The organism is Comamonas sp. C11 (assembly GCF_024496285.1).
Lineage (GTDB): Bacteria > Pseudomonadota > Gammaproteobacteria > Burkholderiales > Burkholderiaceae_C > Comamonas > Comamonas testosteroni_F.
This window is the reverse complement of the sequence record NZ_CP101743.1, coordinates 2,717,711-2,741,347: the sequence shown is the minus strand read 5'-3', so window position 1 is coordinate 2,741,347 and position 23,637 is coordinate 2,717,711. Positions and strand designations below refer to the sequence as shown.

Here is a 23,637-nt window from a genome sequence, read left to right as displayed (position 1 = left end):
CTGCGATTATCCCCATGTCTCTTATTCCTTACTCACTGACGCGTCCTATTCTTTTCGGCATGGACCCCGAAGCGGCCCACGACCTCACCATGAACTTCATGGCCAAGGGTCAAAATACCTTGCTCCAGAAAGCTTGGGCACGCCCTCTGATCAGCGACCCCATCGAGCTCGCCGGCCTCAGGTTCCCGAACCGTGTGGGCATGGCCGCAGGCCTGGACAAGAATGCACGCTGCATCGATGCGCTGGCCGCCATGGGTTTCGGCTTTGTGGAAGTAGGCACCGTCACGCCCCGCCCCCAGCCCGGCAACCCCAAGCCGCGCATGTTCCGCATCCCAGAAAAAAATGCGCTGATCAACCGCCTGGGCTTCAACAACGAAGGCCTGGATGCGTTCCTGGCCAATGTGCGTCGCTCGCAAGTGCGCGCAAAAGCAGGAAGCAATGGCGGCGCCATGCTGCTGGGCCTGAATATCGGCAAGAACGCCACAACCCCCATCGAGGAGGCCACCAGCGACTACATCAAGGCGCTGGATGGCGTGTATCCTCATGCCGACTATGTGACGGTCAACATCAGCTCGCCCAACACCAAGAATCTGCGTGCGCTGCAAAGCGACGAGGCGCTGGATGCGCTGCTGGGTGCGGTCGCCAATCGCCGCGAACAGCTCTCCAGCCAGCATGGCAAGCGCACGCCGGTATTCGTGAAGATCGCTCCCGACCTCGATGAAGAGCAGGTCGGCGTGATTGCGGCGACGCTGGAGCGCCACGGCATGGATGGCGTGATTGCCACCAACACCACCATCAGCCGCGATGCCGTCAAGGGTCTGCTGCATGCCGAAGAAGCCGGAGGCCTGTCCGGCGCGCCCGTGCTCGAAGCCAGCAACCAGATCATTCGCCAGCTGCGCTCAGCCCTTGGCAGCCGTTTTCCCATCATTGGCGTGGGCGGCATCCTGAGCGGTGCCGACGCCGTGAGCAAGATCCGTGCGGGCGCCGATGTGGTGCAGATCTACAGCGGCCTGATCTATCGCGGCCCCGACCTGGTCACCGAGGCAGCCCAGGCCATCGCCCACATGCACTGAAGTTGCACTGAGCCTGACCCCAAAGAAACAGCCCGTCATGCCTGAGCCTGACGGGCTGTTTTTTTATGACCCTTCAGCCGCGTGCACGTTGCTGTAGTTTGAGGATCCAGGGCAGTGCTGCACTGCCCCAGCGAATCAGCTTGCGTGGTCCCAGAACCATGAGCAAGCCACCCGCTGCCGCCGTTGCCAGCGGATGCAGGCGAACAAAAGACAGCAGTCGCTCAGGCAAGGGAGCCTCTGCGTCCACATGCGGAGTTTGCGTGCTGCGCACGGCAAGCGCCTGTGCCTTGGCCGCGGCTCGGGCCTTGACGCGCGCACGTTGCTTGGCAATGCGCGACAGCACCAGCTTTTGCTCGGTGGTCGCTTCATCCCAGAGCAAAGCATCCATGTCTGCGGGCTTGACGGGTTCCAGCTCTGCGGATCGCGGATCGGGAGAGATGCTGTTCATGCTAAATCCTCTCCTTCAGCGCTTGCCAATCCGATTTGAGCTCACGCCGCGTGAGCCTGAAAGGACTGGAGAGTTGATTGACAGCTGCCAGCAGCCGCCACAACCCCAGGCCCCAGACCAGAACCCAGCCACCGACCAGCAGCCACGCCACCAGCTGACGATGCTCGCTATCCCAGAACTGCACGAGCACAGCCATGGACAGGACGATGAGCACGACCACAGTGAGTGCGCCCAGCACAATGGCCAGCACCGCCAGCGCTTGCATGCTGCGCTTGTGCTGCTGCCACTCAAGCTGCGCAAGATCAACCCGATCTTCGGCCGCGATTGCGGCCTCGTTCAGATTGGCACGCCAGCGCTCCAGCAGGGAATCAAGACCTAGTAGTGAAATCAAATTCACAGGCACTTGTCCTTTTGCAGCTCGGCAATGCTTAGCGACGACCCAGCATGAAGCCCAGCAGTGCACCCACTGCCAGCGCGGCACCGGCGACGCGCCAGGGTTCGTCGTGAGCGTAACGATCCGCCACATCGGCAGCTTCACGTGCCTGGCGAGCGGCGTCCTGAGCCGCACGCACGGCAGACTCGCGCACGTTGGCCATGCCGTCGTCGATGCGCTGACGAAGCACGCCGATTTCAGGAAGCTTGTCCAGTTCACGGGCAGACAGCAGACCACGCAGATCGCTGACCAGTTTTTCCAGATCGTCTTGGGCGGTGGAAACGGCGTCGGAAACAGAGCGTGACATATCGATCCTTTCAATGTGACGAAATTGGAATATCGCATGCACTTGGCAGTGCACCAAGATAGCTGCGAGACAGCAAGCATCAGGGCCGGCCGCTCATAAAACCTGCAGCATGTGAACATCTTACAGAAAACCCACCGCCTCCAAGAAACTCGCGGGACTGCTGCACTGTCGGAAAGCAGCGAAACTGCCTCATATCAAGGAATATAAAGCCGTTCAAGACTCCAAACCAATCTGTTTGCTGCAGCAATCTTTGCGGTCGCGCGCCAGATCGGCCTCAGTCTGCGCTCAGGCATGCCATGTATGCATAGCTTGATCTCCTGCATCTGCCACTAAGCAAAGCGGATTACATACGGCAACACACTGATTGCTTAACAGTTCATTAATAAATTGGATGCATGCTCGGCAACAAGTCATCTGCTTGCGGGATATCCATTCAAAAAACTCTGAAGCAGGCGAAGACTTGACTCAAATCAAGTGGCGCAGACGGCAACTTTCATATAGTCAATTAGACATAAGAGATATTAATTTAATACTCTTTTATGTTTAAAGCATCAGGGTTTTCTGGTGCCAGTGCGACGATGAAAGGAAGGGCCATGCCACTTCAGATACGAGAACTCTCCGACTGCTCAACCAGCAGTTCGGCCTGCACCTGCAGCACTCCATCCATTACCCAGGCACCTCAGCAGGCAGTGACAGCGCCCACCAAGCGCGGTTTTTTGCAGGATTTGATTGCCATGGCCGCCAGCCTTGGTGTTGCGGGCAGCGCCCGCGCAGCGCTGCCCGGCGACCCCAGCTTCCAGCCCCTGCGCCGACCCGGCATGAAAGGCAAGCGCTTCGGCATGCTGGTCGATATGCGCAAATGCATTGGCTGCCAGGCCTGCACAGTGAGCTGCTCGGTCGAAAACCAGCCCCCCATCGGCCAGTTCCGCACCACGGTGCTGCAATACGAAATCGACCAGGCCGGCGACACGGTTGCCGCCATGGTCAGTCTGCCGCGACTGTGCAACCACTGCGACGAACCGCCTTGCGTGCCCGTCTGCCCGGTGCAAGCCACATTTCAACGCACCGACGGGATTGTTCTTGTCGACAACGAGCGCTGCGTGGGCTGCGGCTATTGCGTACAGGCCTGCCCTTACGACGCGCGCTTCATCAATCACGAAACTCAGACCGCCGACAAATGCACCTTCTGCGAACACCGCCTGGAAGCCGGTCTGCTGCCCGCCTGCGTGGAAAGCTGCGTGGGCGGTGCACGCGTGATTGGCGACCTGAACGACGCACACAGCGAAATCAACCAGCGCATCAATGCTCACAAGGACGATATCAAGGTCCTCAAGCCCGGCATGAAGACCAAGCCGCACGTCTTCTACATCGGCCTGCCCGATGAGTTTGTGAACGGTGTCGATGGTCAGGCCACGGTTCGCCTTGTTGCCGAACATCTGTGAAAGGAGTGACTTCATGCAAATCATTGAACTCCTGACCCCGGCCTACGAAGCGGCATGGCTGCCCTGGGCCGTGCAGTATTTCTTTCTGGTCGGCATGGCCACGGGGGCCGCACTGCTGACTTCGGCCTGTACGTTCGGCCAGGCCCGAGGCTTGCTCCAGCGCCTGCTGCCCACTGCCGTACTGGTGCTGGCCGTGAGCGCAATTGCTGCACCTGTCGCCCTGCTGGCCGACCTGCACCAGCCAGCGCGCTTCTGGCATTTCTATGCCCACCTCACACCCTGGTCGTGGATGAGCCTGGGTGCCGTGCTCATGCCCACGTTTGTCGGGCTGTGCGTGTTGATGTGCGCGCTATGGTGGCTGGGCAAGCACCGGTTGATGCGCCTTCTGGTGCCTGTACTGGTGCTGTCCACACTCAGCATCGTGGTCTACACGGGCGCCGAAATCATGGTCATCCGCTCGCGCCCACTGTGGAACACGCTGTGGGTACCGATCAATCTGGCACTCAGCGGCTGGCTGGCCACCGTGGGCATGGGCTTTGTGCTCTACCGCTTTCTGCCCCGGGCCTTGCAGCCTGATGCGGCAGCCCTGCAAGGGCTGCGCAATCTGGGCCTGTGGCTGGCCACCGGCCTGATTGCCAGCGCCCTGACCTGGGGAATTGCCGGCATCGCGGGCCAGAGCCCTTCATTTGACATGGCTGTGCGCCTGTTCAATGAGTTCCCTGTCTGGCGCATCTCCATGCTGGGTTCGGCCGTGTTTGGCGCAGCCGTGGTGATGGCCCTGCTGCGAGGCGAACATCGTCTGGCTGCCAAGGGCTACACCTTGGTGCTGGGCACCGGCCTGGCGGCATCTGCCTGGGCCTTCCGCTGGGCACTGTTCATGGGCGTGCAGGGCGTGCCCAAGTTTGGAGCAGGACTGTATTTGTACAGCATGCCCCTGGGCGGTGAAGGCCTGATGGGCATGCTGGGCATGGCAGGCCTGTGCGTGGCACTGGTTGCGCTGACCACCTGGGCGCTGGAACTGTTCCCGGCCCGCAAGCCCGCCAGCGCCGCCTGAAGACCAAGCCAAGTACGTATACAACGCAATACCAGCAAGCGCCAGCAGCTATCAAAACCATAGAAATTCTGCAGCGCTTGCCCTTCCCTCACACAAAGGGCAAGACCATGACTGACAAGAAACTCCCCCCCGAACAATCCCAAGACGCCGATGCCGGCCGCACCGATGCCGGCCGCACCGATGCCGGTCGCCGTCGCATGCTGCTGCGCGGCGGTGCCGTAGCGGGCGGCCTGGCGGCTTTTGCCGCAGGCTATGGCGAAACCGTGGCCAAGGGAGCCAAGGGACTGATCACCGGCAGCTCGGGCAAAACCACCCAAAGCGCCACGCGGGGCAACTCGCTGACGCCCGAATTCCGCATAGACCCCGTCAGCGGCAAGCTGACGACCCAGCCCGGCCAGGTGGTCAGTCCCTCCTCGTGTCTGGGCTGCTGGACACAGTGCGGTGTGCGTGTGCGCGTCGATACTGCCGACAACCGGATCATCCGTATCGCAGGCAACCCCTATCACCCGCTGGCCACCACCCACCCCGCGCCCATGGAAACACCGGTTCGCGAGGTCTATGCCATGCTGGGCGGTGACAACGGTCTGGAAGGACGTGCCACCAGTTGCGCCCGTGGATCGGCCATGCTCGAGCACCAAAAAGCACCGCACCGCGTTCTCAAGCCGCTCAAGCGCGTCGGTCCACGCGGCTCCGGCCAGTGGAAGAGCATCACGCTCGAAGAGTTGGTTCAGGAAATCTGCGAAGGCGGCGATCTCTTCGGCGAAGGCCATGTGGACGGCCTGCGCGCCATCCGCGACGTCAACACACTGATCGATGAAGCCAATCCCGAATACGGTCCCAAGTCCAACCAATTGCTGGTGACGGAGGCCGCCAACGAAGGCCGCACCCCGCTGGTCAACCGCTTTGCCAAACAATCGTTCGGCACCATCAACGTGTCCAACCACGGCTCCTACTGTGGTCAGACCTACAGGGTGGGCACGGGTGCGGCGCTGGGCGATATGGCCGGCATGCCCCACGGCAAGCCGGACTGGAAGAATTCGCGCTTCGGCCTGTTCATCGGTACCTCGCCGGCGCAGTCCGGCAACCCGTTCCAGCGCGTGGGGCGCGAGCTGGCCGAGGCCCGTTCGCGTAACGAGAACACCTATCGATACGTGGTGGTCTCACCCATGCTGCCCACTTCGTCCAGCCATGCGGCAGGTGACAACAACCGCTGGCTGCCCGTCAAACCCGGCAGCGACCTGGCGCTGGCCATGGGTCTGATCCGCTGGATCATCGACAACGAGCGCTATGACAAGCAGTTTCTGACCCAGCCCGGCCCCGCCGCCATGGCGGCGGTGGGCGAGGCCTCGTGGAGTAACGCCACGCACTTGCTCATCAACGAACCCAAGCACCCTCGCTTTGGTCAGTTCTTGCGCGGCGCGGACATTGGCCTGCCCATGCCGGAGCCAGTGGACGAAAAAACACCTGCTGAAGACGTGTACGTGGTGCAACTGGCCGATGGATCGCTGGCCGCACACACCGTGGCCCAGAGCGCCGAGCTGATCGTTGAGCATGAGTTCACTCCCCGCAAGGCTGCGGATGCGACCGAAGAACCGACTCCAATTGCTGTCTGCACCGCCTTCGTCAAACTGCGCACTGAAGCGCACAAAAAGACGCTGGAGGAATACGCCGCTCTTTGCGCCGTGCCCGTGAAGGAAATCGAAGACCTGGCGCGCGAGTTCACCAGCCATGGCAAACAGGCAGTGGCCAACTCCCACGGCGGCACCATGAATGGCTCCGGCTTTTACACCGCCTACGCCATCGCCATGCTCAACAACCTGATCGGCAACTTGAACGTACGCGGCGGCTGGGTAATGGACGCAGGGCCCTTTGGCCCCTTCGGCCCCGGCCCACGCTACAACTTTGCGCAGTTTGAAGGTGCCGTCAAACCCAAGGGCGTGGCCCTGTCACGCACCAAGTTCCCCTACGAGAAAACCAGCGAGTTCCAACGCAAAAAAGAAGCGGGCCAGAACCCCTACCCCGCCAAGGCCCCCTGGTACCCCGCGCCCGGCGGCCTTTCCAGCGAGATGCTGGCCGCCGGAATGCTGGGCTACCCCTACCCGGTCAAGGCCTGGATCAACCACATCAGCAACCCCATCTACGCCATGTGCGGTTTCGAGAATGCACTGGCCGACTCGGTCAAGGACGTGAAAAAGCTGCCGCTGTTTGTCTCGGTGGATCCCTTCATCAATGAGACCTCGGCCCTGGCCGACTACATCGTGCCAGATACTGTCACCTATGAGAGCTGGGGCATTGGCGCGCCATGGGCCGACGTGGTCGCCAAGAGCAGCACGGTACGCTGGCCCACCGTCGATGCCGCTACCGCCAAAACGGCCGACGGTCAGCCCATCAGCTTCGAGAGCTTTGTCTTTGCCGTTGCCAAGCAGCTGGGTCTGCCTGGTTTTGGCAAGAACGCCATGTCCACCAAAGACGGCGAGCCGCTCGATCTGGAAAATGCCGAAGACTTCTATCTGCGCGGCATCTGCAATATCGCCTACCAGGCGGGCATACCCGTGCCCGAAGCCAGCGATGACGACATCGCGATCACCGGCCTCGAGAAGTGGATGCCGTCGCTGCAAAAGCGTGTCGCCCCCGAGGAAGTGCGCCGCGTCGCCATGGTCATGAGCCGTGGCGGTCGCTTCGACAAGGTCGAAGACGCCTGGAAGGGCGACCAGCTCAAGCTGCACGCCAAGTTCCCGGCGACGTTCTGGCACGAAGGTCTGTCCCGGATGCGCCACTCCATGACCGGCGAGCGCTACAGCGGCTGCCCCACCTGGTACCCCACGCGTCTGGCCGATGGCTCGGACATGCGCCAAGTGTTTTCCGAGCAAGACTGGCCGCTGACCATGACCAGCTACAAGTCCAACCTGATGAGCAGCATGTCCATCGCCGCCTCACGGCTGCGCCAGGTGCACCCGCACAATCCTGTGAGCATCAACAAGGCCGACGCGGCAAAGCTGGGCATCGCCAATGGCGACCACATCGAACTCAGCACCCCCGGCGGCAAGCTCCAAGGCGTGGCCTTGGTACGCGCTGGTATCGCGCCCGGTGCGATCGCCATTGAGCATGGCTACGGTCACAAGCAACTAGGCACCGTGGCCCACAAGGTAGACGGCCAGCCCACCCATGCCAACCCACAGCACGGCAATGGCGTGAACCTCAATGCTCTGGGCTTTGCCGATCCAACCCGACCTGAAAAGGACAATGTATGGATCGACTGGGTATCGGGGGCAGTGGTCAGGCAAGGATTACCAGTGAGAGTGAGAAAAGCTTGATAAGGGCCTGAAACTCTGGCGGGCGATCGGGGCAGAAAGTCCCGTCGCTCGCGTATATGAGGGATGGCCTTGAAACGACTGCCAACAACCCGCTGCGATATCTTGAACCTGCCGAGAGCAACCGCATTGCCGCCCATTGGCTTGCAACAAAAATCGAGGCCAGATTAGGGATCAGGTTCGCCCCGACATTGGAAATGGCAAACCACAAGCTCCATTCCCGGATGACCGTCTTTCAGCTTCCATGAAAACTCAAAAACGGTTATGAATTCATGAAGCACCATTCAATCAAAAGTGCAGTACGTTCTTTACAATTAAAAACCACTCAATATTGGTATTTAAATTCAAAGAAAACAAGGCTTCCTTCTTCTCAGGAAATTCTCGCATACAGCCATCTGAATATAAATAATTATATTGTTTTGAAAATTACACTTAAAAACAATATCGAAATTATTTGATTTCACTTCATTATTGATAGCAATACAATTCTATATTTCAATAAATTGCAAAAATAACAACAACAGATCAGCAGAATCCTATTTCGTGTCCAAACAAGGTATTTCTGTTTTCATCTGGCTTATTGAAACTGCCATTAACCGAAAGAACGTTTTGGAACAAGCGTCTGCGAAGCCAAAACGCAACTCCGGTTGGCATTGATCATTGCGCAATGACAAATGGTCTTTCGCCTGAATTCATCCCGGAGGTCTGAGAACTCGCTGTTCAAAGGAATGATCATGAAAAAGTCTTTGATTGTCATGGCGGTTGCTGCCTTGGCTGGTGTGGCATCTGCTGCAACCAACACGGGGACCAATGCATCCTCGGGAACCTATTCCTCGGTTGCAAGCTCCGGCACGGGCAGCGCTGTGAGCTTCAACAGTGCGACGGCCGGCGCTCAAGCAAGCGGCTTTGGAACCAGCACCGGCACCACCGGTTCCTGGGGACCTGCGGCCTCGGGCCAATCGAGTGTCGGCGGAAGCGTCTCAACCACAGGAGCCGTCACCAGTCTTGCTGCGACCAGCGGCGGCGGCGTTGCCGGCGGCTACGGAACCACCAATGCCAACGCACATTCGGATGTCGGTAGCAATTACCTCGGCCACGCTCCCGGCAAGTTGGTCAGCGGTGGCGCCGGAGGCTACGCAAACTCGAGCACCAACAATGTGGCTGGAACCGCGTCCATCGGCAACGGCATTGCGGTGGTGAACAGCACGGCCCATACCAACGCCTACTTTGGTGCGAACTCGCAGGCGATCTCGGGCCCGGGAGGAACCTCGACCAGCAACAACTCTGGCGCCTCCTCTGTCGGCAACGCGACAACTGCCGGCTTCAGCCTGGGTACAGCCTTCGGAGGCTCCAATGGTGGCGGAACTTCGGGCAATGCTTATGGATGGGCGAACTCGGCCGCCAACTAGATAAGGTCCGCGAACTCAGTTGTATTGCCCCCGAGTTGAGGCCTCCCAAGTCAAGACTCGGGGACAAAGGAGAAACAGCATGAAAGCCTCGATAGCCTTGCTAAGCCTTTGTGTCCCTTTGTGCAGCTCGATAGCAGTGCACAAAGCCTCTCCAGCTCCTCGTCAGTGGGAGCACAACAGAATCAATCCATCACCATCGTGAATCCGGTTGCTGCGGCGGACAGCCGATCGGTATCCTGCATCGAAAGCAGGTCGACTTCAAGCTCGGATCAAAACATAACGACCAGCGGAACCACCACCCAGAATCTGAACAGCACGGTAGCCGGGACATCCAGGAACATCGTCGAGTACAGCGGCACATACACCGTGAAGAACGTTCCCAGCGTGAACGGATCCAATCTCACGACCAGCAACGACACCTGCATGGGCAGCAGCAGCGGCAGTGCCAACGGCCCTGGCTTTGGCGTGCGCTTCGGCACAACCTGGACGGACGAGCATTGCAAACGCCTGAAAATGAGCCGTGAGCTCTGGAACAAGGGCATGAAGGCAGCCTCGCTGGCTATGGACTGCATGGATCCTGACGCTCGCGCGGCACTGGAGATCACGGGTTCGAAATGCCCTCAATCCATGACCGTAGAAGAGCGCCGGAACAACTACGGGCCGGATGCTTCTGCACAAGGCAGTCCTGCACCGTCTAGCGCCCAGGCCGCTTCCGGCACCAGCCTCTGGCAGGCAATAGAGCCCAGGCAAACGGCAAGCCTCTATCCGAACTGACGAGCGCTCAGGCCAATCCTGGCGAGCGGCACAAAGGCAGCCTGAGCCTGAGCGAATTCTGTGAAATGCAGGAGCAATCCGTGCAATGACTAGGGCTTTGGCCCAAGCCAAGCACGGTTGGTGCTGCTGTGGAATTTCTGTCTCATCTAAAAAAGCAGGGTAAAGCCATACAAGCACAGACGAGTGCTGGCTGCACTTCAAACCATGCCCCTGTAGCCCCCTCAGCCTGACCCATTGCGGACTGCAAGTCCTCCTGAATCCGCTCTATCCAGGCAACCCCAATCTCGCGGGCTTTTGCGATACGCTAGCATCCTCATCTGCGCCTTGGTGCTCCGTCACATCGTGCGGGATTTCTCCGCCTGCCCCTTCCAGATTCAGCCCATTTATCCGTCATGCCCATCTATGTCGCTCTGCTGAGGGCCATCAATGTCGGCGGAACCGGCAAACTCCCCATGGCGGAGTTGAAGTCCATGTGCGAGGCCGAAGGGTTTGCGCAGGTACAGACCTATATTGCCAGCGGCAATGTAGTACTGGATGCAGATTGCACCGAGCAACAGCTCAAGTCGGCATTGGAGCGACGCCTGGCCAGTTACGCCGGTAAGCCCGTGGACGTCATAGTGCGCACAGCCCGGGAGATGAAGGAGGTGCTGGCCAACAACCCCTTTCCCGAATCCCCGGGCAACCGCACCGTTGCCATCTTTCTCGATAAAGCACCACCTGCAGACGCGCTGACCCAGATCAAAGGTCTCAAGGACGAACAACTGCAATTGGGACGGCGTGAGATCTATGTGGCTTATGGTGCTGGAATGGGCAATTCCAAGCTCAGGATTCCAGCAGCTGCCCAAGGTACGGCCAGAAATATCAACACGATTGCCCGGCTGGTTGAAATGGCGGCAGCAGGCCATGAGGTTGCGACACGGAAAAAGCGCTGATATCTGCTTGCGCCAATCGCACGCAGGCGGTGAAAGCGTCACAGCCACCTGATATCTCATCCATTGGCTTGGCTCAGGCAGGCTCTTTCTATCCACTCTTGCTCATGAATGCGTAGTGTTCTGCTGCCGGCACCGGTTTGCGCGCACTCGAATGTACGGAGCCCTGCTCCGTGAAGAGAAAAGGATAGAAGCTCATGCAAGCATCATTGCCCATGCCGGCCACCTCCGCTTCCCAGCCTTCCCAGCGCAAATCACGGTAGAAGTCGCGCAGCCCACCCGTGAAAGCCCATTGCACAAAAGCCGTATGCCTCATCCCCAAAGATTCCCAGGCCCAGGTGTCTGGAGCCAGGTAATGGACAGCCCCCATATCCTCGCCCAGGCCCCCGCCATTGATGGCAAAGAATCCACCCACGGCATCGTCGGCAATCAGCAAAAATCCGCTGCCACGCGCGTGATTCCATGCCGCGAGATCTCGTCTGAGCCTGGGATGCCCCGAGCCCAGCATTCTGAGCCAGCCCCCGTCAACGAGAATTCCACCGGTTCCATGAGCCATGGCCCCCAGCGGCGAGCGTGTCGTGACCTGCAATGCTAGCAACACGGAGTCTCTCTGAGCCGAGGGAGGAAGACATTCGACAGGAATGCTCGCGTCCTGCGCCCAGGCTTGTATCAGCGACAAGGCCGGCTCGTCGCGCTCCAAAAGTTCTGCCAGTGCACGCATCGATCCTCCTTGATGCAAAAGTCAACAACGTCGGAATTCTGACATTTGATTCTGGTATCCGGAAGCCTCGTGAAAGGCCTCCAATCGCTGTATGACTCAACATTGACGTGATGGCTCATTCGCTAGGCATCGGCTCCGGCAGCTGGCTGGCGCCTGACAGTGTCTGGACCGCTTGCACGGAATGAGGGTGCGCCTGATGCAGTCCTAAGGTGCAGCCAAAGGGATCAAGCAGCATTGCCGCAGTTGCACCAAGGCTTGTGACGATAGGACCTCGGTACAAAACTGCCCCTCTTTGTTCAAGTTCCCGTATCGCCTCCCGCAGATCAGCCACCTCCCAATAGACGGTCGCCCCGCCAACTCCCCCCGGACACTTGCTGTCCTGCGGATGGAAACCAATCAGGCATCCCGGTGTCCTGATAAAAGCGTAGTGATGATTCTCATATTGCACCTCGGTTTGAAACAACTCGGCATACCAGATAGCAGCGGCATCAATATCTTGCACAAACAGCACGACGGATTCAATTTGCTTCAGCAACATAAGCTATCTAGGACTCTGCAAAACAGCGGTCCACAAATATAGCGCTGGCCTGGTGCTGAAAAGCAAGCGTTATGCAGAAACAGAGATCGCCTGAGAAGCATGCGCGCAGCAGCCAGAAGCAATCGATCTCCGAGAATATCTGCTTCCTCCTCACCCTCCATTGGGTGGCACTCTGAATCCCGCCCCTACTCGCGCCTCGGCGCCTTCCAGCCAGCTCCGGACTTGTGCGAGCCAGCGCCATGCGCGAGCATGCCCAGGCCCTGCCGCCTCAAGCCTGTGGGTGGTCGCAGCTGAAGCCCCGTCATTCAATGCGTCATATCCCTTGCTGCGGTCTTCAATTCGATGATTTTTCATGGTCGGCCAATGGTCTTTGGCGGTCAAACATCTGTAAAGTTGAATGATCTGACCATTCAGTTCAGAAAATCTGATTCAAAGTCCATGCGAAACCTCAATCTCGACCAGTTGCAGACGCTGATTGCCATTGCCGATCTTGGCACCTTCGCCGCAGCGGCCCAGGCGCTGCATCTGGCTCCACCCACGGTCAGCCTGCACATCAAGGAATTGGAGGCACGCATGAATGCAACGCTGTTGCTACGCGGCAGGCGTCAGGCGGAACTGACATCGGCCGGCCAGGTGCTGGTGCAGAAAGGACGCAAGCTGCTCGAGGCCGGCGACGACCTGATCGATCAGGTGCAGCGTCACGCCAGCGGCCGCGCCGGCCTGGTCAAGGTAGGCGTATCGGCCGGGGTCAATATCCGGCTGTTTCCGCTGATGCTCGACGCCCTGAGTCGCCACAGTCCGGGCATCGATATCAAGCTGGAGGCTGTTGGCTCGGCCGACTCCATGCAGCGCCTCAGGGCCGGAGCGCTCGATATCGCCCTGGTCGCCAGCCCGCAGGCGGAGACGGCCGAGATCATGCTCACGCCCTGGCGTAACGACCCCATGGTGGCCCTGTTGCCGGCAGCCTGGGAGGTCCCCGACCAGGTAAGCCCCGAATGGCTGGCAAGCCGCCCCTGGGCCTGCTTTGCTTCCGCCACGCAGATGCACGGCCTGATTGCCGGCTGGTTCGGCCAGGCAGGCCTGAGTCCTCGCCCATTCGTTGCCCTGACCTATACCGAGGCGCTAAAAAGCCTGGCAGTTGCCGGTCAGGCCGCAGCCCTGCTGCCGCTGGAAGCCATGGAAGAGCAGCAGCAACAGAGCAGCGTGCAGATACGGCATCTGTCACCCACCTTGATGCGCCCCATGGCTATCGCCCATCGCCAATTGCCAACACTGAACCCTGCGACCGCCAGCGTGCTGACGGTGCTGGCAAAGTTCGGCAATCAGGCAGCGGCATGCGCGCCACAGTTCGCTTGACCCCAGCGCTGGACTACCTAAAATTGAGTACTTTCACTTTCCAACGAGACTCTTCACCCATGCGCCATTGATGCCGCCGTCTGATTGACGGCCACCTCCCCTCCTCCCAATCGCTGCCGTCCACATGTGCAGCCTGGGGATGTTAGGCATCAACCCATCGCATGGTCTTATGACAGAAACTCGCCTGACGCTGCATGGCGTCTCTTACACACTGCCCAATGGGCGGCCACTCTTCTCCAACCTTTGCTGCAACTTCGGCTCACAGCGCACGGCGCTGGTGGGCCGCAATGGAGTGGGCAAAACCGTGCTGGCCCGCATTCTTGCTGGCGAGTTGCCTCCCGGCAGCGGCGGCGTAACTTACGCGGGCCGCATTCACTATCTGCCACAGGCCCCTCTGACATCCCGTCCGGACCTGAGCATCGCTGCACTGGCAGGCCTGAGCGACACGCTGCTGGCACTGGAACGTATTGAACAGGGCAGCTGCGAAGCCAGGGACTACGAACTGCTGGCAGAGCGCTGGGACATACGTCAGCAGTTTCAGATGCAGCTCGAACGGATCGGCCTGCCTCAGCTGGCACCGCAAACACCTGCCAGCCAGCTCAGCGGCGGCCAGGCCATGCGCGTGGCGCTGCTGGGCGCACAACTGGCACAGGCCGACTTTCTGATTCTGGATGAGCCCAGCAATCATCTGGACGCAGCCAGCCGCTCTGCCCTGGTGCAGCAACTGCAGCAATGGCGCAGCGGTCTGCTGCTGATCAGCCATGACAGAGTCTTGCTGAAGGTCGTGGACTCTGTTGCGGAACTGACCCCCAGCGCAATCACCATCTATGGCAGTAACTACTCTTTCTACAGAGAAGTCCAACGCCAGAAATCCCAGAATGCACAGGACGAACTGGCCCGCCTCAAGCTGGAGCGCAGCCGCGCCGAGCAAGCCTTGCGCACACAGCAGGAACGCCAGAGCCGCAGGCAGGCACGCGGTGAAAGGCTGGGAAAGAACGGCAATCAGGCCAAGATTCTGCTGGACGCAAGCAAGGAACGCGCCCAGAGTTCGGGCGGCAAGCTGGCGACCCAGCAGGCCGCCGCGCGCGAAGCCCTGAACCAAAGCGTGCGCGAGGCCGCCCTGGCACTGCAGCGCCAGGTGGACTGGCAGGCCAGCGGCATCTACTGGCATGCGCCTCAAGAGCCAAGGAGCCAGGGAGACCGCATCGTTGCCGAGTTGCGTGATGTGCAACTGCCTCATGTTGGGCCGTACCCTCCTCTGAATCTGGTGCTGCGCGCCGGTCAGCGCATGGCTGTCAGCGGCCCCAATGGCAGCGGCAAGTCCATGCTGTTGCAGCTGCTGGCCGGGCAGTTGCAGCCGCTGACGGGTGAATGCAAGCTGAATGCGACACATGCCATGCTCGACCAACACCAGAGCTTGCTGCAACCTTCATCGTCGGTACTTAGCCAGTTGCTGACCGAGAGTCCGAGCACGCCCGAGTCGCTGCAGCGCATGCGCCTGGCACAGATCGGGCTGGACTCGCGCCATATCGATCAGCCTAGCGGACAACTCAGCGGTGGCGAGCGCCTAAAGGCTGCCATGGCCTGTGCACTTTACCGTGACGAGCCAGCGCAATTGCTGCTGCTGGACGAACCCGACAACCACCTGGATCTGCCATCCCTGCAGGCGCTGGAGAGCATGTTGTGCCAATACGCGGGCACGCTGATCATCGTATCGCACGACAGCATGCTGCTCCAGGCGCTGAAGTTGACGCACCAGCTGAGCTTTGCCGCTGAAACATGGACATTGACAACGCTCTGATCACTGCAGCCGGCGCTGTCACGGTCATTGCCGACTGGCAGGGCCAGCTCTCGGTTGAATCTCGGTCGAGCAGCGCCGTGCATCCTGCCCGCAGTTCGGCAATGCACGAGGCAACAGTGCACACCATGTTCCGACCATTCGCGCGCTTGCCCCTGTTTTCGGCTTCAGAGGTTCAGGTGCTCTTTTTCCAGCTTCTTCCGTCAGTGGAGCGATAGTCACCACCCGTGGCACAGCAACCGCCTGCACCCAAGGCCATTCGACCCAGTGTGACCCGAAGCACGCCGGCCTCATAGCGGATGGATTGACGCTGGCAGGATGTGAAGAACGGGTATGGGTCGGGCGCCAGCACCTTTTCCCAGCGGACTTCGCCCTTTTCCAAAGGCTCCACAAGAAAGACTTCGCAATCGTGGACCAACAGGAATACCGACTGGCCTGCCAGCACGCCCTTGAAGACTTGCTCAGGCGCAGCATCACGCGTGGCCTGCGCCTGCTTGCTCAGAGGCGCTGGGGGCGCGTCCGAATCACAGCCCGTCAGAGCGGCCAGCGCCAGCAACAGAGAGGAAAACAAGGGCTTTGCGATCATGAGAGTCCAGTATGCCAGCCGCCAGGCAAGGCCTTGTCATGCTCAATCACGGCAGCATTCACGCCAGTCTCCGATCATGCTTGCGGACCAAGGAGTAGATCTGATGAAATCCAGAATGCCGCGCATCCGCCCCCCAACTGGCCGTCCTGCTGATGGCCGCTAGCACCAGCGCCAGGGCCTGCACCCGCTTGGTCTTCCACAGTGTCGACGGTCAGGTCATGACGGCCCACTCCATGGACTGAGAAAGCGACATTGTCAGCAATCTCTGAGGGCCGCAGCGCGGCATGGAACGCAACGGTCAGGCCGGCCAGAAGACGCTGCGCTGGAAGTCCAAATACGGCAGCGTCATCACTTCGGGCTATGACATCTCGACCACGGACGGCGTCAATGAAGCCGGTCTCAACGCCAACCTGCTGTGGCTGGTGGAGTCCCGGTATCCGAGCTTTGATGCCAAGAGCAAACCCGGGCTGACCATTGCCGCCTGGGCGCAATCAATATGTATTAGAAGCTGCCTTGGCGCCAGTTGTTGACTACAAGCTGTAGGCCCGTATCTATGGCTCATGCATTATCTTGATGGCTGGTAATTCTCGGCGTATGCACAGTGAGCCAAGTCTTGCCCCTGGGCTTGACAGACGAGAGCATCAAAGCACTACAAGACCACCACAGGTGCGGGAGCTGTGGCATCCACACCTTGGCCGCTTCCTGCAGCGCCAGCCATTGGCAGACAAGCGCTGGCAGCCAGCGTTTTCAAACAGTCAATGTCTAGGCAATGTGCTCAATTGCTGATGGCGCACAAGCTCCTTGAGACGAAATTTCTGCACCTTGCCAGAACCTGTCAACGGAAAAGCCTCGCAGATGAACCAATGCTCTGGCGTTTTGTGGGGCGCGATATGTTGGCGGCAGAACTGTCTCAGTTCCTCGGCCGGGCAAACATCTACTCCAGGTTTGAAGCGGATCGCAGCTGCCACCTGCTCACCCCAGTGCTCGTCGGCCATGCCAAACACCGCAACATCGGCCACGGCCGGGTGCTTCATCAACACGCCTTCTACCTGCACAGGGTAGATATTCTCACCGCCACGAATAATCATGTCCTTGAGCCTGCCGGTGACGCGGCAATAGCCGCGTTCGTCCATGATGCCCAGGTCGCCCGTGCGCAACCAGCCATCGCCAAGCAAGGTCTGAGCCGTGACTTCTGGCTGCTCGAAATATTCCAGCATGACCTGATAGCCGCGCGCCTGAATCTCACCTTCTTCACCAACAGGCAAGACTTCGCCGTGTGGCCCTGCGATACGAACCTCGACCTGCCATAGCGGCTGACCTGCAGTCTGGGCCTTGTCTGCAGCACTGTCATCGAGTGCAGTCTGGCAGACGATGGGACTGAGTTCGGTCTGACCATAGACGGTGACTAGATCACAACCCAGCTCGGCACGCACGCGCTCGGTCAGCGCCACCGGTATAGGAGCCCCGCCGGACATGGCCAACTGGAGGCTGGATAGGTCATAGTCTTTGGTTTTGCACTGCTCCAACAAAGCGAGCAGCATAGTGGGTACGCCGCCAAAGCGTGTGCCGCGTTCGTCCTCGATGGCCTGCAGGACTAGATCTGGATCGAAAGCCACGATCAGCACCAGAGTGGACAAGGTAGTGACACAGCCAAGCACACTCATCACCGAGCCTGCCGTATGAAACAGTGGCATGGGGCTGACATACACATCCTCATGCTGCTGCGCACGTGCGGCAACGAAACATGCATTGGTGACCAAACCCATACGATGCAACAATGCGCCCTTGGGCTCGCCCGTGGTTCCCGAGGTGTACTGGATTTGCGCAGGACTGCGCGGGTCCACCTCGGGCAGGCAGCCTTCTCGCGGACACTGTCTCACCTCATCTAGCCAGCCGCTGAGGCTTATAACATCGACCATACCCACCTCCCCTTCAGCTGTCGCCTTGGCCATACCCGCCATATCGCTGCCGCGAAACCGGTCGATATGAAACAGTGCACATGAGCGAGACTGGCGCAGCACATATTGCAGCTCCTGTGCGCGCAGCGCCGGGTTGGCGGTGACCAACACCATACCGGCCAGCGATGCACCGTATTGCAAAATTACCCATTCCGGTACATTCGGTGCCCACAGGCAGATGCGCTGCCCAGGCTTATATCGCAGCAACAGCCAATGTGCGCAGGCCGTAGCATCGTCCAGCAACTGCGCATAAGTCCAGCGTCTATCGGTCTCGGCAACGCCGGTCAGCGACGTCCAACCGGCAGGAATTTTTTCCACTAGCGCCCATCGCTCAGGCGCCTTCAAGGTCGCTTCACGCAGGGCCTGCCCTTCGGTGATGTCAAGCACCTCACGCGAAGTGTCTGCAGGCCAGTAGGACCGGTTCAGCGGGCTCGATAGCTGGGACATTTAAGTCATCTCCATGTGTGATGAGAAAAATCATTGACCCGGCGGCTTCAGTGGCAGCAGCTGCCTCACTGCCCATATCCATTGCTGAGTCAGAGCCTTCACCGACTGAGGGTTGCTGCGCAAAATGCCAGAGACCGCCAGACCGCGCACAAATTCAGCGCTGGTGCTGACTACCAGCTCGTAGGCCGGAAAGGCACTCAGTGGCGCGAAGATTTCATCAAGTACACGCATCCTGTCGCGCAAGGCTTTGCGCTCTGCAGCGACCAGGGCTTCACGCAGCTCAGTATCGGTACGTGCCACCACCCACAGCTCCAGCTCGGCCATAAATGAAGGCTCTCTCATGCTATCGACCAGTGTGTGAATCGCATGCTCGACAGGGTCACTACGCCTTGCTTTGCGGCGCAGATGCTTGAGGACTGCCTCTTCGTTGCGCACCACGATGGCATCAACGACTGCGCAAAGCAGCTCTGCATGCGTAGGAAAGTGGTGCAGCAATGCACCGCGGCTGACTGCCGCTCGGCGCTGCACTTCCAGCGTAGTGGTACGCGCAACGCCCAGATCCATCAGGCAGGTCACGGCGCTGTTCAAAATGCGCGCACGTGTCGCCTGCTTCTGTTGCTCACGCAAGGTGCTGCTCTCAGCCGCCTTGAGGTTGCTAGACATACTCACCTCCAAATTGACAGTCTAGGTTGACTGTAAAAACAAATGCACATAGAGTCAATTCTGACTGTCAAAAACAGTTTTTTATCAATTAATTACCCATAGTTGATTGAAATTTCACATTTCAATCAGGAGACTACCCATGCCCAGCTACAGCACTTTGTCGATCACTACAGACGCCCAAAATCCACGCATTGCACGGCTCCTACTCAATCGCCCAGAGCGCCTAAATGCGATCAACAACCAGACGCCGCGCGAGATTCGCAAGGCCGTGGAGTGGGCTCAGGACAATCCCGACGTCCACGTCATCGTTGTTGAGGGTGCGGGCAAGGGCTTCTGCGGCGGCTATGACTTGGCAGAAACCGCCGAGCAGGAAATTGAGCACCCCTGTCAGCAGGAAAAAGCGCCTTGGGACCCCATGGAAGACTATGCTTTCATGAAGCGCAATACCGAAGACTTCATGAGCTTATGGCGTTGCAGCAAACCCACGATTGCCAAGGTACACGGTGCCGCTGTGGCTGGTGGCAGCGATATTGCACTGTGCTGCGATCTGCTCATCATGGCTAATGACGCCCGCATCGGCTATATGCCCACACGAGTATGGGGATGCCCCACCACAGCAATGTGGACCCAGCGTCTGGGACCGATGCGCGCCAAGCAGATGATGTTCACAGGCGATGTGATCAGCGGTGCGCAAGCTGCTGAATGGGGGCTGGCCACCGAAGCCGTAGATGCATCCGAGTTGGAGGCCTGCACCATGCGGATAGCCAACCGCATTGCCGCCGTTCCGCGCGGACACTTGGCCATGCACAAGCTGGTAGTCAACCAGACCATGCTGACCATGGGTCTGGAACAAGGCCAAATGCTGGCAACAGTGTTTGACGGCATCACACGCCACAACCCCGAAGGCATGTGGTTTCGCCGCTATGCACAGGCTGAAGGCTTCAAGGCTGCCGTACAGTGGCGCGACTCGGGCCGCAACATACCAGAAGGCGACGAGGCACGCCGCGAGATTGAAAGACTGGAGACCCAGGTCACCCGTCTGACGCCCAAGCAATGAACCCAAAAAACGACCAATGCACGACGTGTCGACGCTGGCAGCCAAGGTTTAGGGACAGCTGCGCAAGCAGCTTTAGCGTTCACACAGTGAGCCCAGCAGTTCGACAGCCAGTTGCAGCAGCAAAAAACCGATCAGGCAATCGTCCAGCCAGCCCAGAATAGGAATGGTATCGGGCATGTAGTCTAGGGGACTGATGGGGTAGAGAGCCCGAGCTTGGCGGCCCTGGGCGAGCGCGGGTCGCGCAGCACGCCCTAGGCAAGCAGCAGCTCTTTGCGAAAGCGACTCAGCAAACGGTTCCACATGGCGGTGCCCCCATCAAAGCGACGGAACACCAGCCTTCAGCTTGCGACGCTGTCCAGACAAACAGGAGCGCAGCCATTTTCTCGCGGCACAAAATGTATCCAGGCCCCCGAGCCATTCGGGAAAGACTCAATGCAGTGCTTTGTAGTCAATCGCTGCAAGCTGATTTTCGGAGCAACTCAACCATCCACCGGATTCAGCGGCGTCTGCAGTGTGAGCTGGTAGAAGGCCAGATCCAGCCAGCGGCCGAACTTGAAGCCCACCTGAGGCATCAGGCCCACGGACTCGAAGCCTAACCGCTTGTGCAGTGCAATGCTGCCCGCGTTGGCGGCGTCGATGGCACCGACGAGCACATGCACATCTCCACGATGCCTGGCCTCGGCAATCAGCAGCTCCATCAGTTGCTGCCCCAAACCTCGGCCCCGGTGCTGTGGATGGACATAGACCGAATGCTCGACCGTGTACTTATAGGCGGGGTAGGCGCGAAAACCTCCCCAGCTGCAAAAGCCCAGCAACCGGCCTTGCGCATCTTCAATGCCGATGACGGGGAAGCCGCCTGCACGCTTGGCCTCGAACCAGCTGACCATGTTGTGTGTCGTGCGCGGCTGGTAGTCGTAGAGCGCCGTGGAGTTGACGATGGCATCGTTGAAAATGTCCAAAATAGCAGCGGCGTGGCGTTCGTGCGTACATCGCACGATGTTCAGATCACTCATTTCTTGGCCTCAGGCACCCAAATTAGAGACGGTATTATGGGCAAGGACCAAGCAGTCGTGGCCTGCGCAGCGTTTAACTGCACAGGCCTGGGTGCTATAAGAATTAATCCGGCTTCCTTCCAGCCGGTATTTTCAGGAAACCCTCATGCAAAGCAGCGCACGCAACCAGTTCAAGGGCAGTGTCTCCCATATCAGCCACGGCATCGTCACCGATGAAGTCCAGATCCGTACTGAACACAATGCTGAGCTGGTGGCGACCATCACGCATGGCAGCGCTGTCAGCCTGGGCCTGAAGGCCGGCAGTGCGGTGATCGCCATGGTCAAGGCGCCGTCCGTGATGGTTGTGACAAATTGCGAAGGCGTGCGCTTTTCGGCGCGCAACCAGCTCAACGGCAAGGTCACCCGAATCAGGCCCGGCGCGGTGAATGTCGAAGTGACCATAGAAGCCCAGGGTCTGCAGGTGGTGGCCATGGTCACGCAGGAGAGCACCGAAAACCTGGGCCTTGCCGTAGGCAAGACGGCCACCGCCTTGTTCAAGGCTTCTCAGGTCGTGCTGGCGGTGCTGCCCTGATGAACGAATCCATTGTTCTGCAGCCGATAGGCCGCGTACACAGCCCGTTCAAGCATGCCGTGGGCATGCCCATACAGACCGTTGCTGCCCAGCAGCATGAGGGAAAGATAGAGGTTTTTGCGCCTTTTGCCGCGGGCTTGCGCGATGTGCAGGAGTTTCAATACCTGATCCTGCTCACACACCTGCATGAAGCCGCAGAAAGGCTGGAAGTCGTACCCTTCATGGACACCAGCAGCCATGGCGTGTTTGCTACAAGGGCGCCGGCAAGGCCCAACCGCATCGGTCTGTCCATTGTCGAGCTCCTTGGCATGGACGGATGCTGGCTGCATTTCCGCGGTAACGACATGCTGGATGGCACGCCTGTGCTCGACATCAAACCCTATGTGCCGCAACTGGATGTGCGCGAGACAGAACGCATAGGCTGGTTTGCCAGAGGGCTGGATCAGTTGCCGGACAGACTCTCCGACGAGCGCATGCGTTAAGAGCTATCTGTTTTCCGAGCTGAAACAGCCGATGCGTCCATCTCCAAAGCGCATGCAGCTACTTGATGCATGGCATGGCACTTAGCGCTCTTCGTACCTGCCGGTCACGCGCCCCTGGCTATCCGTCACCACACTGCTCTTGACCTGCCAGACCAGACCATCGAGTCCTGGCACGGTGTACTCGCCGTCGCGCCCCTTGACGGCCTGCTTCCAGGCCTGCATCTGGGCCTGGGTCAGGCTGAGCTTGAGCTCATGGTCGCTATGCCAGTCCAGCATCCCGCCTTCGCTGTCACCGGCAGGTACCAGCTCCAGCGTGGAACCATCGCCTGCCAGAATCAGCGGACGGCCATGGGGCAGGCGAGCCGGCAGCATGGCCTTGAGGTCGCGCACTCCCAGGCTGCCCAGGCGAATCACTGTCTGCGGACTGCGCAGCAGGCGCTTGCGATGACTGAAGCCAAGCACATCGTTGTAGAGCACGCCCGTCTTGGAGCCTTCTCGTGCCGCTCCCGCGTCAATGGCTGCCTGGACATCGGGCAGATCATGCAGGCTGGGCCGCGCCAGATCGGTGATCCACAGCGGCATATAACTCTGCAGGGAATGCAGCGCTCCCTGCACATTCCAGCGGCGTACCTCGCGCAACTCGTCACTGGTCAGCCCCACCAACTGTAGAAACATCAGGTCCCCATAGGGCGTATGTATAGCCGGCAGCTCCGGATCCAGTGCAAAGCCCATTTCGGTCAGCAGCGTGTCGGCATCGGCCTTGATAGGGCCGTTGGCCGTCATCCAGTGGCCTGGGGCCAGCACATTGCCGGTGCGGAATACATATCGAGCAATATTTTGCAAAAAGTTAACAGGCCAACTAGGTGGCTCCTGCTCGCTGGCAGCACGCATCAGCCTGAAGCTCAACTCGAAACCATAGCCACTGGGCTTGCCTGGAGCGATGTCGTAGCTGTCATCCAGATCGCCATACAGGTCACTGAAGCCATAGCTGACATAGTGCCAGTGCGGTGCGCCCTGCTCGCTGCGATAGACACTGACGCCGTCCAGCGGATCTTCTCCTCCAAGACGAAATTTGATCAGCGTCCCGAAATGCGCGGGCTGCTGATCGCCATAAACCGCCTGCAGCGCCCCATCGATTGCATCCCATCCCTGGCTGCCCTCTTGCCCGTTAGCGTGGGTTTGAGAGTCGTAGGTTTCGCGGGAATTCATGGCCTTTTTCTCCTTTGCCCCAAGTATCAAGGCAGGCGAAAGCTGTTCGGGCCGGATT

General features: G+C 59.4%; 23 protein-coding genes and 1 pseudogene. 13 read left to right on the top strand and 11 right to left on the bottom strand.

Features of this window, described 5'->3' with window-relative positions:
• The first annotated feature begins 14 nt into the window (after nt 1-14).
• Nucleotides 15-1,073, top strand: coding sequence for a quinone-dependent dihydroorotate dehydrogenase (locus NOX35_RS12530; protein ID WP_256496780.1), 1,059 nt, complete (start codon nt 15-17; stop codon nt 1,071-1,073).
• Between the two features lie 73 nt (nt 1,074-1,146).
• On the opposite strand, the gene NOX35_RS12525 is transcribed toward NOX35_RS12530, so the two are convergent.
• From NOX35_RS12525 to NOX35_RS12515, 3 genes are read right to left on the bottom strand one after another with little or no spacing between them, the layout of a single operon-like run.
• Nucleotides 1,147-1,521, bottom strand: a complete 375-nt coding sequence (locus tag NOX35_RS12525) for a hypothetical protein (protein WP_256496779.1) — start codon at nt 1,519-1,521, stop codon at nt 1,147-1,149.
• 1 nt (nt 1,522) lies between these two features.
• Nucleotides 1,523-1,924, bottom strand: coding sequence for a phage holin family protein (locus tag NOX35_RS12520; protein ID WP_182286979.1), 402 nt, complete (start codon nt 1,922-1,924; stop codon nt 1,523-1,525).
• Between the two features lie 25 nt (nt 1,925-1,949).
• The gene (locus NOX35_RS12515; RefSeq protein ID WP_003079290.1) at nt 1,950-2,261 is read right to left on the bottom strand and encodes a DUF883 domain-containing protein; all 312 of its coding nucleotides are present in this window, start codon (nt 2,259-2,261) and stop codon (nt 1,950-1,952) included.
• Nucleotides 2,262-2,854: 593 nt separating this feature from the next.
• Here NOX35_RS12515 and dsrO point away from each other — a divergent pair.
• From dsrO to NOX35_RS12485, 6 genes are all read left to right on the top strand, one after another.
• Nucleotides 2,855-3,703, top strand: coding sequence for a sulfate reduction electron transfer complex DsrMKJOP subunit DsrO (dsrO, locus tag NOX35_RS12510; RefSeq protein ID WP_342760613.1), 849 nt, complete (start codon nt 2,855-2,857; stop codon nt 3,701-3,703).
• Between the two features lie 13 nt (nt 3,704-3,716).
• Nucleotides 3,717-4,757 (top strand): NrfD/PsrC family molybdoenzyme membrane anchor subunit, encoded by a 1,041-nt coding sequence (gene nrfD, locus NOX35_RS12505; protein WP_182286978.1) that lies wholly within the window; start codon nt 3,717-3,719, stop codon nt 4,755-4,757.
• A 107-nt stretch (nt 4,758-4,864) separates the two neighbouring features.
• Nucleotides 4,865-8,071: a tetrathionate reductase subunit A gene (locus tag NOX35_RS12500; RefSeq protein WP_256496778.1), complete on the top strand. Its 3,207-nt coding sequence runs from the start codon at nt 4,865-4,867 to the stop codon at nt 8,069-8,071.
• A gap of 731 nt (nt 8,072-8,802) precedes the next feature.
• Complete coding sequence (locus NOX35_RS12495) at nt 8,803-9,477, top strand: hypothetical protein (RefSeq protein WP_182286976.1); 675 nt, start codon at nt 8,803-8,805, stop codon at nt 9,475-9,477.
• 366 nt (nt 9,478-9,843) lie between these two features.
• Nucleotides 9,844-10,251, top strand: coding sequence for a hypothetical protein (locus tag NOX35_RS12490; RefSeq protein WP_182286975.1), 408 nt, complete (start codon nt 9,844-9,846; stop codon nt 10,249-10,251).
• Between the two features lie 392 nt (nt 10,252-10,643).
• Nucleotides 10,644-11,183, top strand: a complete 540-nt coding sequence (locus tag NOX35_RS12485; RefSeq protein ID WP_256496777.1) for a DUF1697 domain-containing protein — start codon at nt 10,644-10,646, stop codon at nt 11,181-11,183.
• 88 nt (nt 11,184-11,271) lie between these two features.
• On the opposite strand, the gene NOX35_RS12480 is transcribed toward NOX35_RS12485, so the two are convergent.
• A complete protein-coding gene (locus tag NOX35_RS12480; protein WP_182286973.1) occupies nt 11,272-11,901 on the bottom strand; it encodes a DUF2625 domain-containing protein in 630 nt (209 codons plus the stop codon).
• Between the two features lie 115 nt (nt 11,902-12,016).
• Nucleotides 12,017-12,439: a VOC family protein gene (locus NOX35_RS12475; protein ID WP_182286972.1), complete on the bottom strand. Its 423-nt coding sequence runs from the start codon at nt 12,437-12,439 to the stop codon at nt 12,017-12,019.
• A gap of 438 nt (nt 12,440-12,877) precedes the next feature.
• On the opposite strand from NOX35_RS12475, the gene NOX35_RS12470 reads away from it, so the two are divergent.
• Nucleotides 12,878-13,795, top strand: coding sequence for a LysR family transcriptional regulator (locus tag NOX35_RS12470; RefSeq protein WP_182286971.1), 918 nt, complete (start codon nt 12,878-12,880; stop codon nt 13,793-13,795).
• A gap of 169 nt (nt 13,796-13,964) precedes the next feature.
• Nucleotides 13,965-15,596: an ATP-binding cassette domain-containing protein gene (locus NOX35_RS12465; RefSeq protein ID WP_256496776.1), complete on the top strand. Its 1,632-nt coding sequence runs from the start codon at nt 13,965-13,967 to the stop codon at nt 15,594-15,596.
• A gap of 172 nt (nt 15,597-15,768) precedes the next feature.
• Here the strand turns inward: NOX35_RS12465 and NOX35_RS12460 are convergent, their stop codons facing one another.
• Nucleotides 15,769-16,179 (bottom strand): hypothetical protein, encoded by a 411-nt coding sequence (locus NOX35_RS12460; protein ID WP_256496775.1) that lies wholly within the window; start codon nt 16,177-16,179, stop codon nt 15,769-15,771.
• Nucleotides 16,180-16,282: 103 nt separating this feature from the next.
• On the opposite strand from NOX35_RS12460, the pseudogene NOX35_RS12455 reads away from it, so the two are divergent.
• Nucleotides 16,283-16,676 (top strand): annotated as a pseudogene (locus NOX35_RS12455) (linear amide C-N hydrolase); the annotation flags it as partial.
• Between the two features lie 258 nt (nt 16,677-16,934).
• On the opposite strand, the gene NOX35_RS12450 reads toward NOX35_RS12455, so the two are convergent.
• Together NOX35_RS12450 and NOX35_RS12445 are read right to left on the bottom strand one after the other, a co-directional pair.
• Complete coding sequence (locus NOX35_RS12450) at nt 16,935-18,584, bottom strand: AMP-binding protein (RefSeq protein WP_256496774.1); 1,650 nt, start codon at nt 18,582-18,584, stop codon at nt 16,935-16,937.
• 30 nt (nt 18,585-18,614) lie between these two features.
• Nucleotides 18,615-19,247 carry a TetR/AcrR family transcriptional regulator gene (locus NOX35_RS12445; RefSeq protein ID WP_182286967.1) on the bottom strand — a complete coding sequence of 211 codons (633 nt, stop codon included), beginning with the start codon at nt 19,245-19,247 and terminating at the stop codon, nt 18,615-18,617.
• A gap of 139 nt (nt 19,248-19,386) precedes the next feature.
• On the opposite strand from NOX35_RS12445, the gene NOX35_RS12440 reads away from it, so the two are divergent.
• Nucleotides 19,387-20,304, top strand: coding sequence for a crotonase/enoyl-CoA hydratase family protein (locus NOX35_RS12440; protein WP_256496773.1), 918 nt, complete (start codon nt 19,387-19,389; stop codon nt 20,302-20,304).
• Nucleotides 20,305-20,376: 72 nt separating this feature from the next.
• Here NOX35_RS12440 and NOX35_RS12435 read toward each other — a convergent pair whose 3' ends face one another.
• Nucleotides 20,377-20,481, bottom strand: coding sequence for a hypothetical protein (locus tag NOX35_RS12435; protein ID WP_256496772.1), 105 nt, complete (start codon nt 20,479-20,481; stop codon nt 20,377-20,379).
• Nucleotides 20,482-20,783: 302 nt separating this feature from the next.
• A complete protein-coding gene (locus tag NOX35_RS12430) occupies nt 20,784-21,317 on the bottom strand; it encodes a GNAT family N-acetyltransferase (RefSeq protein ID WP_256496771.1) in 534 nt (177 codons plus the stop codon).
• 145 nt (nt 21,318-21,462) lie between these two features.
• Here NOX35_RS12430 and NOX35_RS12425 point away from each other — a divergent pair, with 145 nt between their 5' ends.
• A complete protein-coding gene (locus NOX35_RS12425) occupies nt 21,463-21,888 on the top strand; it encodes a molybdopterin-binding protein (RefSeq protein ID WP_182286964.1) in 426 nt (141 codons plus the stop codon).
• Nucleotides 21,888-22,370: a tRNA (N6-threonylcarbamoyladenosine(37)-N6)-methyltransferase TrmO gene (gene tsaA, locus NOX35_RS12420; RefSeq protein ID WP_182286963.1), complete on the top strand. Its 483-nt coding sequence runs from the start codon at nt 21,888-21,890 to the stop codon at nt 22,368-22,370. Before NOX35_RS12425 ends, tsaA begins: the two co-directional genes overlap by 1 nt.
• An 81-nt stretch (nt 22,371-22,451) precedes the next feature.
• Here tsaA and NOX35_RS12415 read toward each other — a convergent pair whose 3' ends face one another.
• On the bottom strand, nt 22,452-23,579 hold the full coding sequence (locus NOX35_RS12415) for a suppressor of fused domain protein (protein WP_182286962.1): 1,128 nt from the start codon (nt 23,577-23,579) through the stop codon (nt 22,452-22,454).
• Between the last annotated feature and the right edge of the window lie 58 nt (nt 23,580-23,637).

What these genes read in the sequence shown, in the direction of transcription:
- NOX35_RS12500 (WP_256496778.1), top strand. Translation starts at nt 4,865, where the DNA reads ATGACTGACAAGAAACTCCCCCCCGAACAATCCCAAGACGCCGATGCC.
- NOX35_RS12480 (WP_182286973.1), bottom strand. Translation starts at nt 11,901, where the DNA reads ATGCGTGCACTGGCAGAACTTTTGGAGCGCGACGAGCCGGCCTTGTCG.
- NOX35_RS12435 (WP_256496772.1), bottom strand. Translation starts at nt 20,481, where the DNA reads ATGCCCGATACCATTCCTATTCTGGGCTGGCTGGACGATTGCCTGATC.
- NOX35_RS12430 (WP_256496771.1), bottom strand. Translation starts at nt 21,317, where the DNA reads ATGAGTGATCTGAACATCGTGCGATGTACGCACGAACGCCACGCCGCT.
- nrfD (WP_182286978.1), top strand. Translation starts at nt 3,717, where the DNA reads ATGCAAATCATTGAACTCCTGACCCCGGCCTACGAAGCGGCATGGCTG.
- NOX35_RS12445 (WP_182286967.1), bottom strand. Translation starts at nt 19,247, where the DNA reads ATGTCTAGCAACCTCAAGGCGGCTGAGAGCAGCACCTTGCGTGAGCAA.
- NOX35_RS12475 (WP_182286972.1), bottom strand. Translation starts at nt 12,439, where the DNA reads ATGTTGCTGAAGCAAATTGAATCCGTCGTGCTGTTTGTGCAAGATATT.
- NOX35_RS12465 (WP_256496776.1), top strand. Translation starts at nt 13,965, where the DNA reads ATGACAGAAACTCGCCTGACGCTGCATGGCGTCTCTTACACACTGCCC.
- NOX35_RS12425 (WP_182286964.1), top strand. Translation starts at nt 21,463, where the DNA reads ATGCAAAGCAGCGCACGCAACCAGTTCAAGGGCAGTGTCTCCCATATC.
- NOX35_RS12525 (WP_256496779.1), bottom strand. Translation starts at nt 1,521, where the DNA reads ATGAACAGCATCTCTCCCGATCCGCGATCCGCAGAGCTGGAACCCGTC.
- NOX35_RS12460 (WP_256496775.1), bottom strand. Translation starts at nt 16,179, where the DNA reads ATGATCGCAAAGCCCTTGTTTTCCTCTCTGTTGCTGGCGCTGGCCGCT.
- NOX35_RS12485 (WP_256496777.1), top strand. Translation starts at nt 10,644, where the DNA reads ATGCCCATCTATGTCGCTCTGCTGAGGGCCATCAATGTCGGCGGAACC.
- dsrO (WP_342760613.1), top strand. Translation starts at nt 2,855, where the DNA reads ATGCCACTTCAGATACGAGAACTCTCCGACTGCTCAACCAGCAGTTCG.
- NOX35_RS12470 (WP_182286971.1), top strand. Translation starts at nt 12,878, where the DNA reads ATGCGAAACCTCAATCTCGACCAGTTGCAGACGCTGATTGCCATTGCC.
- NOX35_RS12415 (WP_182286962.1), bottom strand. Translation starts at nt 23,579, where the DNA reads ATGAATTCCCGCGAAACCTACGACTCTCAAACCCACGCTAACGGGCAA.
- NOX35_RS12515 (WP_003079290.1), bottom strand. Translation starts at nt 2,261, where the DNA reads ATGTCACGCTCTGTTTCCGACGCCGTTTCCACCGCCCAAGACGATCTG.
- NOX35_RS12440 (WP_256496773.1), top strand. Translation starts at nt 19,387, where the DNA reads ATGCCCAGCTACAGCACTTTGTCGATCACTACAGACGCCCAAAATCCA.
- tsaA (WP_182286963.1), top strand. Translation starts at nt 21,888, where the DNA reads ATGAACGAATCCATTGTTCTGCAGCCGATAGGCCGCGTACACAGCCCG.
- NOX35_RS12450 (WP_256496774.1), bottom strand. Translation starts at nt 18,584, where the DNA reads ATGTCCCAGCTATCGAGCCCGCTGAACCGGTCCTACTGGCCTGCAGAC.
- NOX35_RS12495 (WP_182286976.1), top strand. Translation starts at nt 8,803, where the DNA reads ATGAAAAAGTCTTTGATTGTCATGGCGGTTGCTGCCTTGGCTGGTGTG.
- NOX35_RS12530 (WP_256496780.1), top strand. Translation starts at nt 15, where the DNA reads ATGTCTCTTATTCCTTACTCACTGACGCGTCCTATTCTTTTCGGCATG.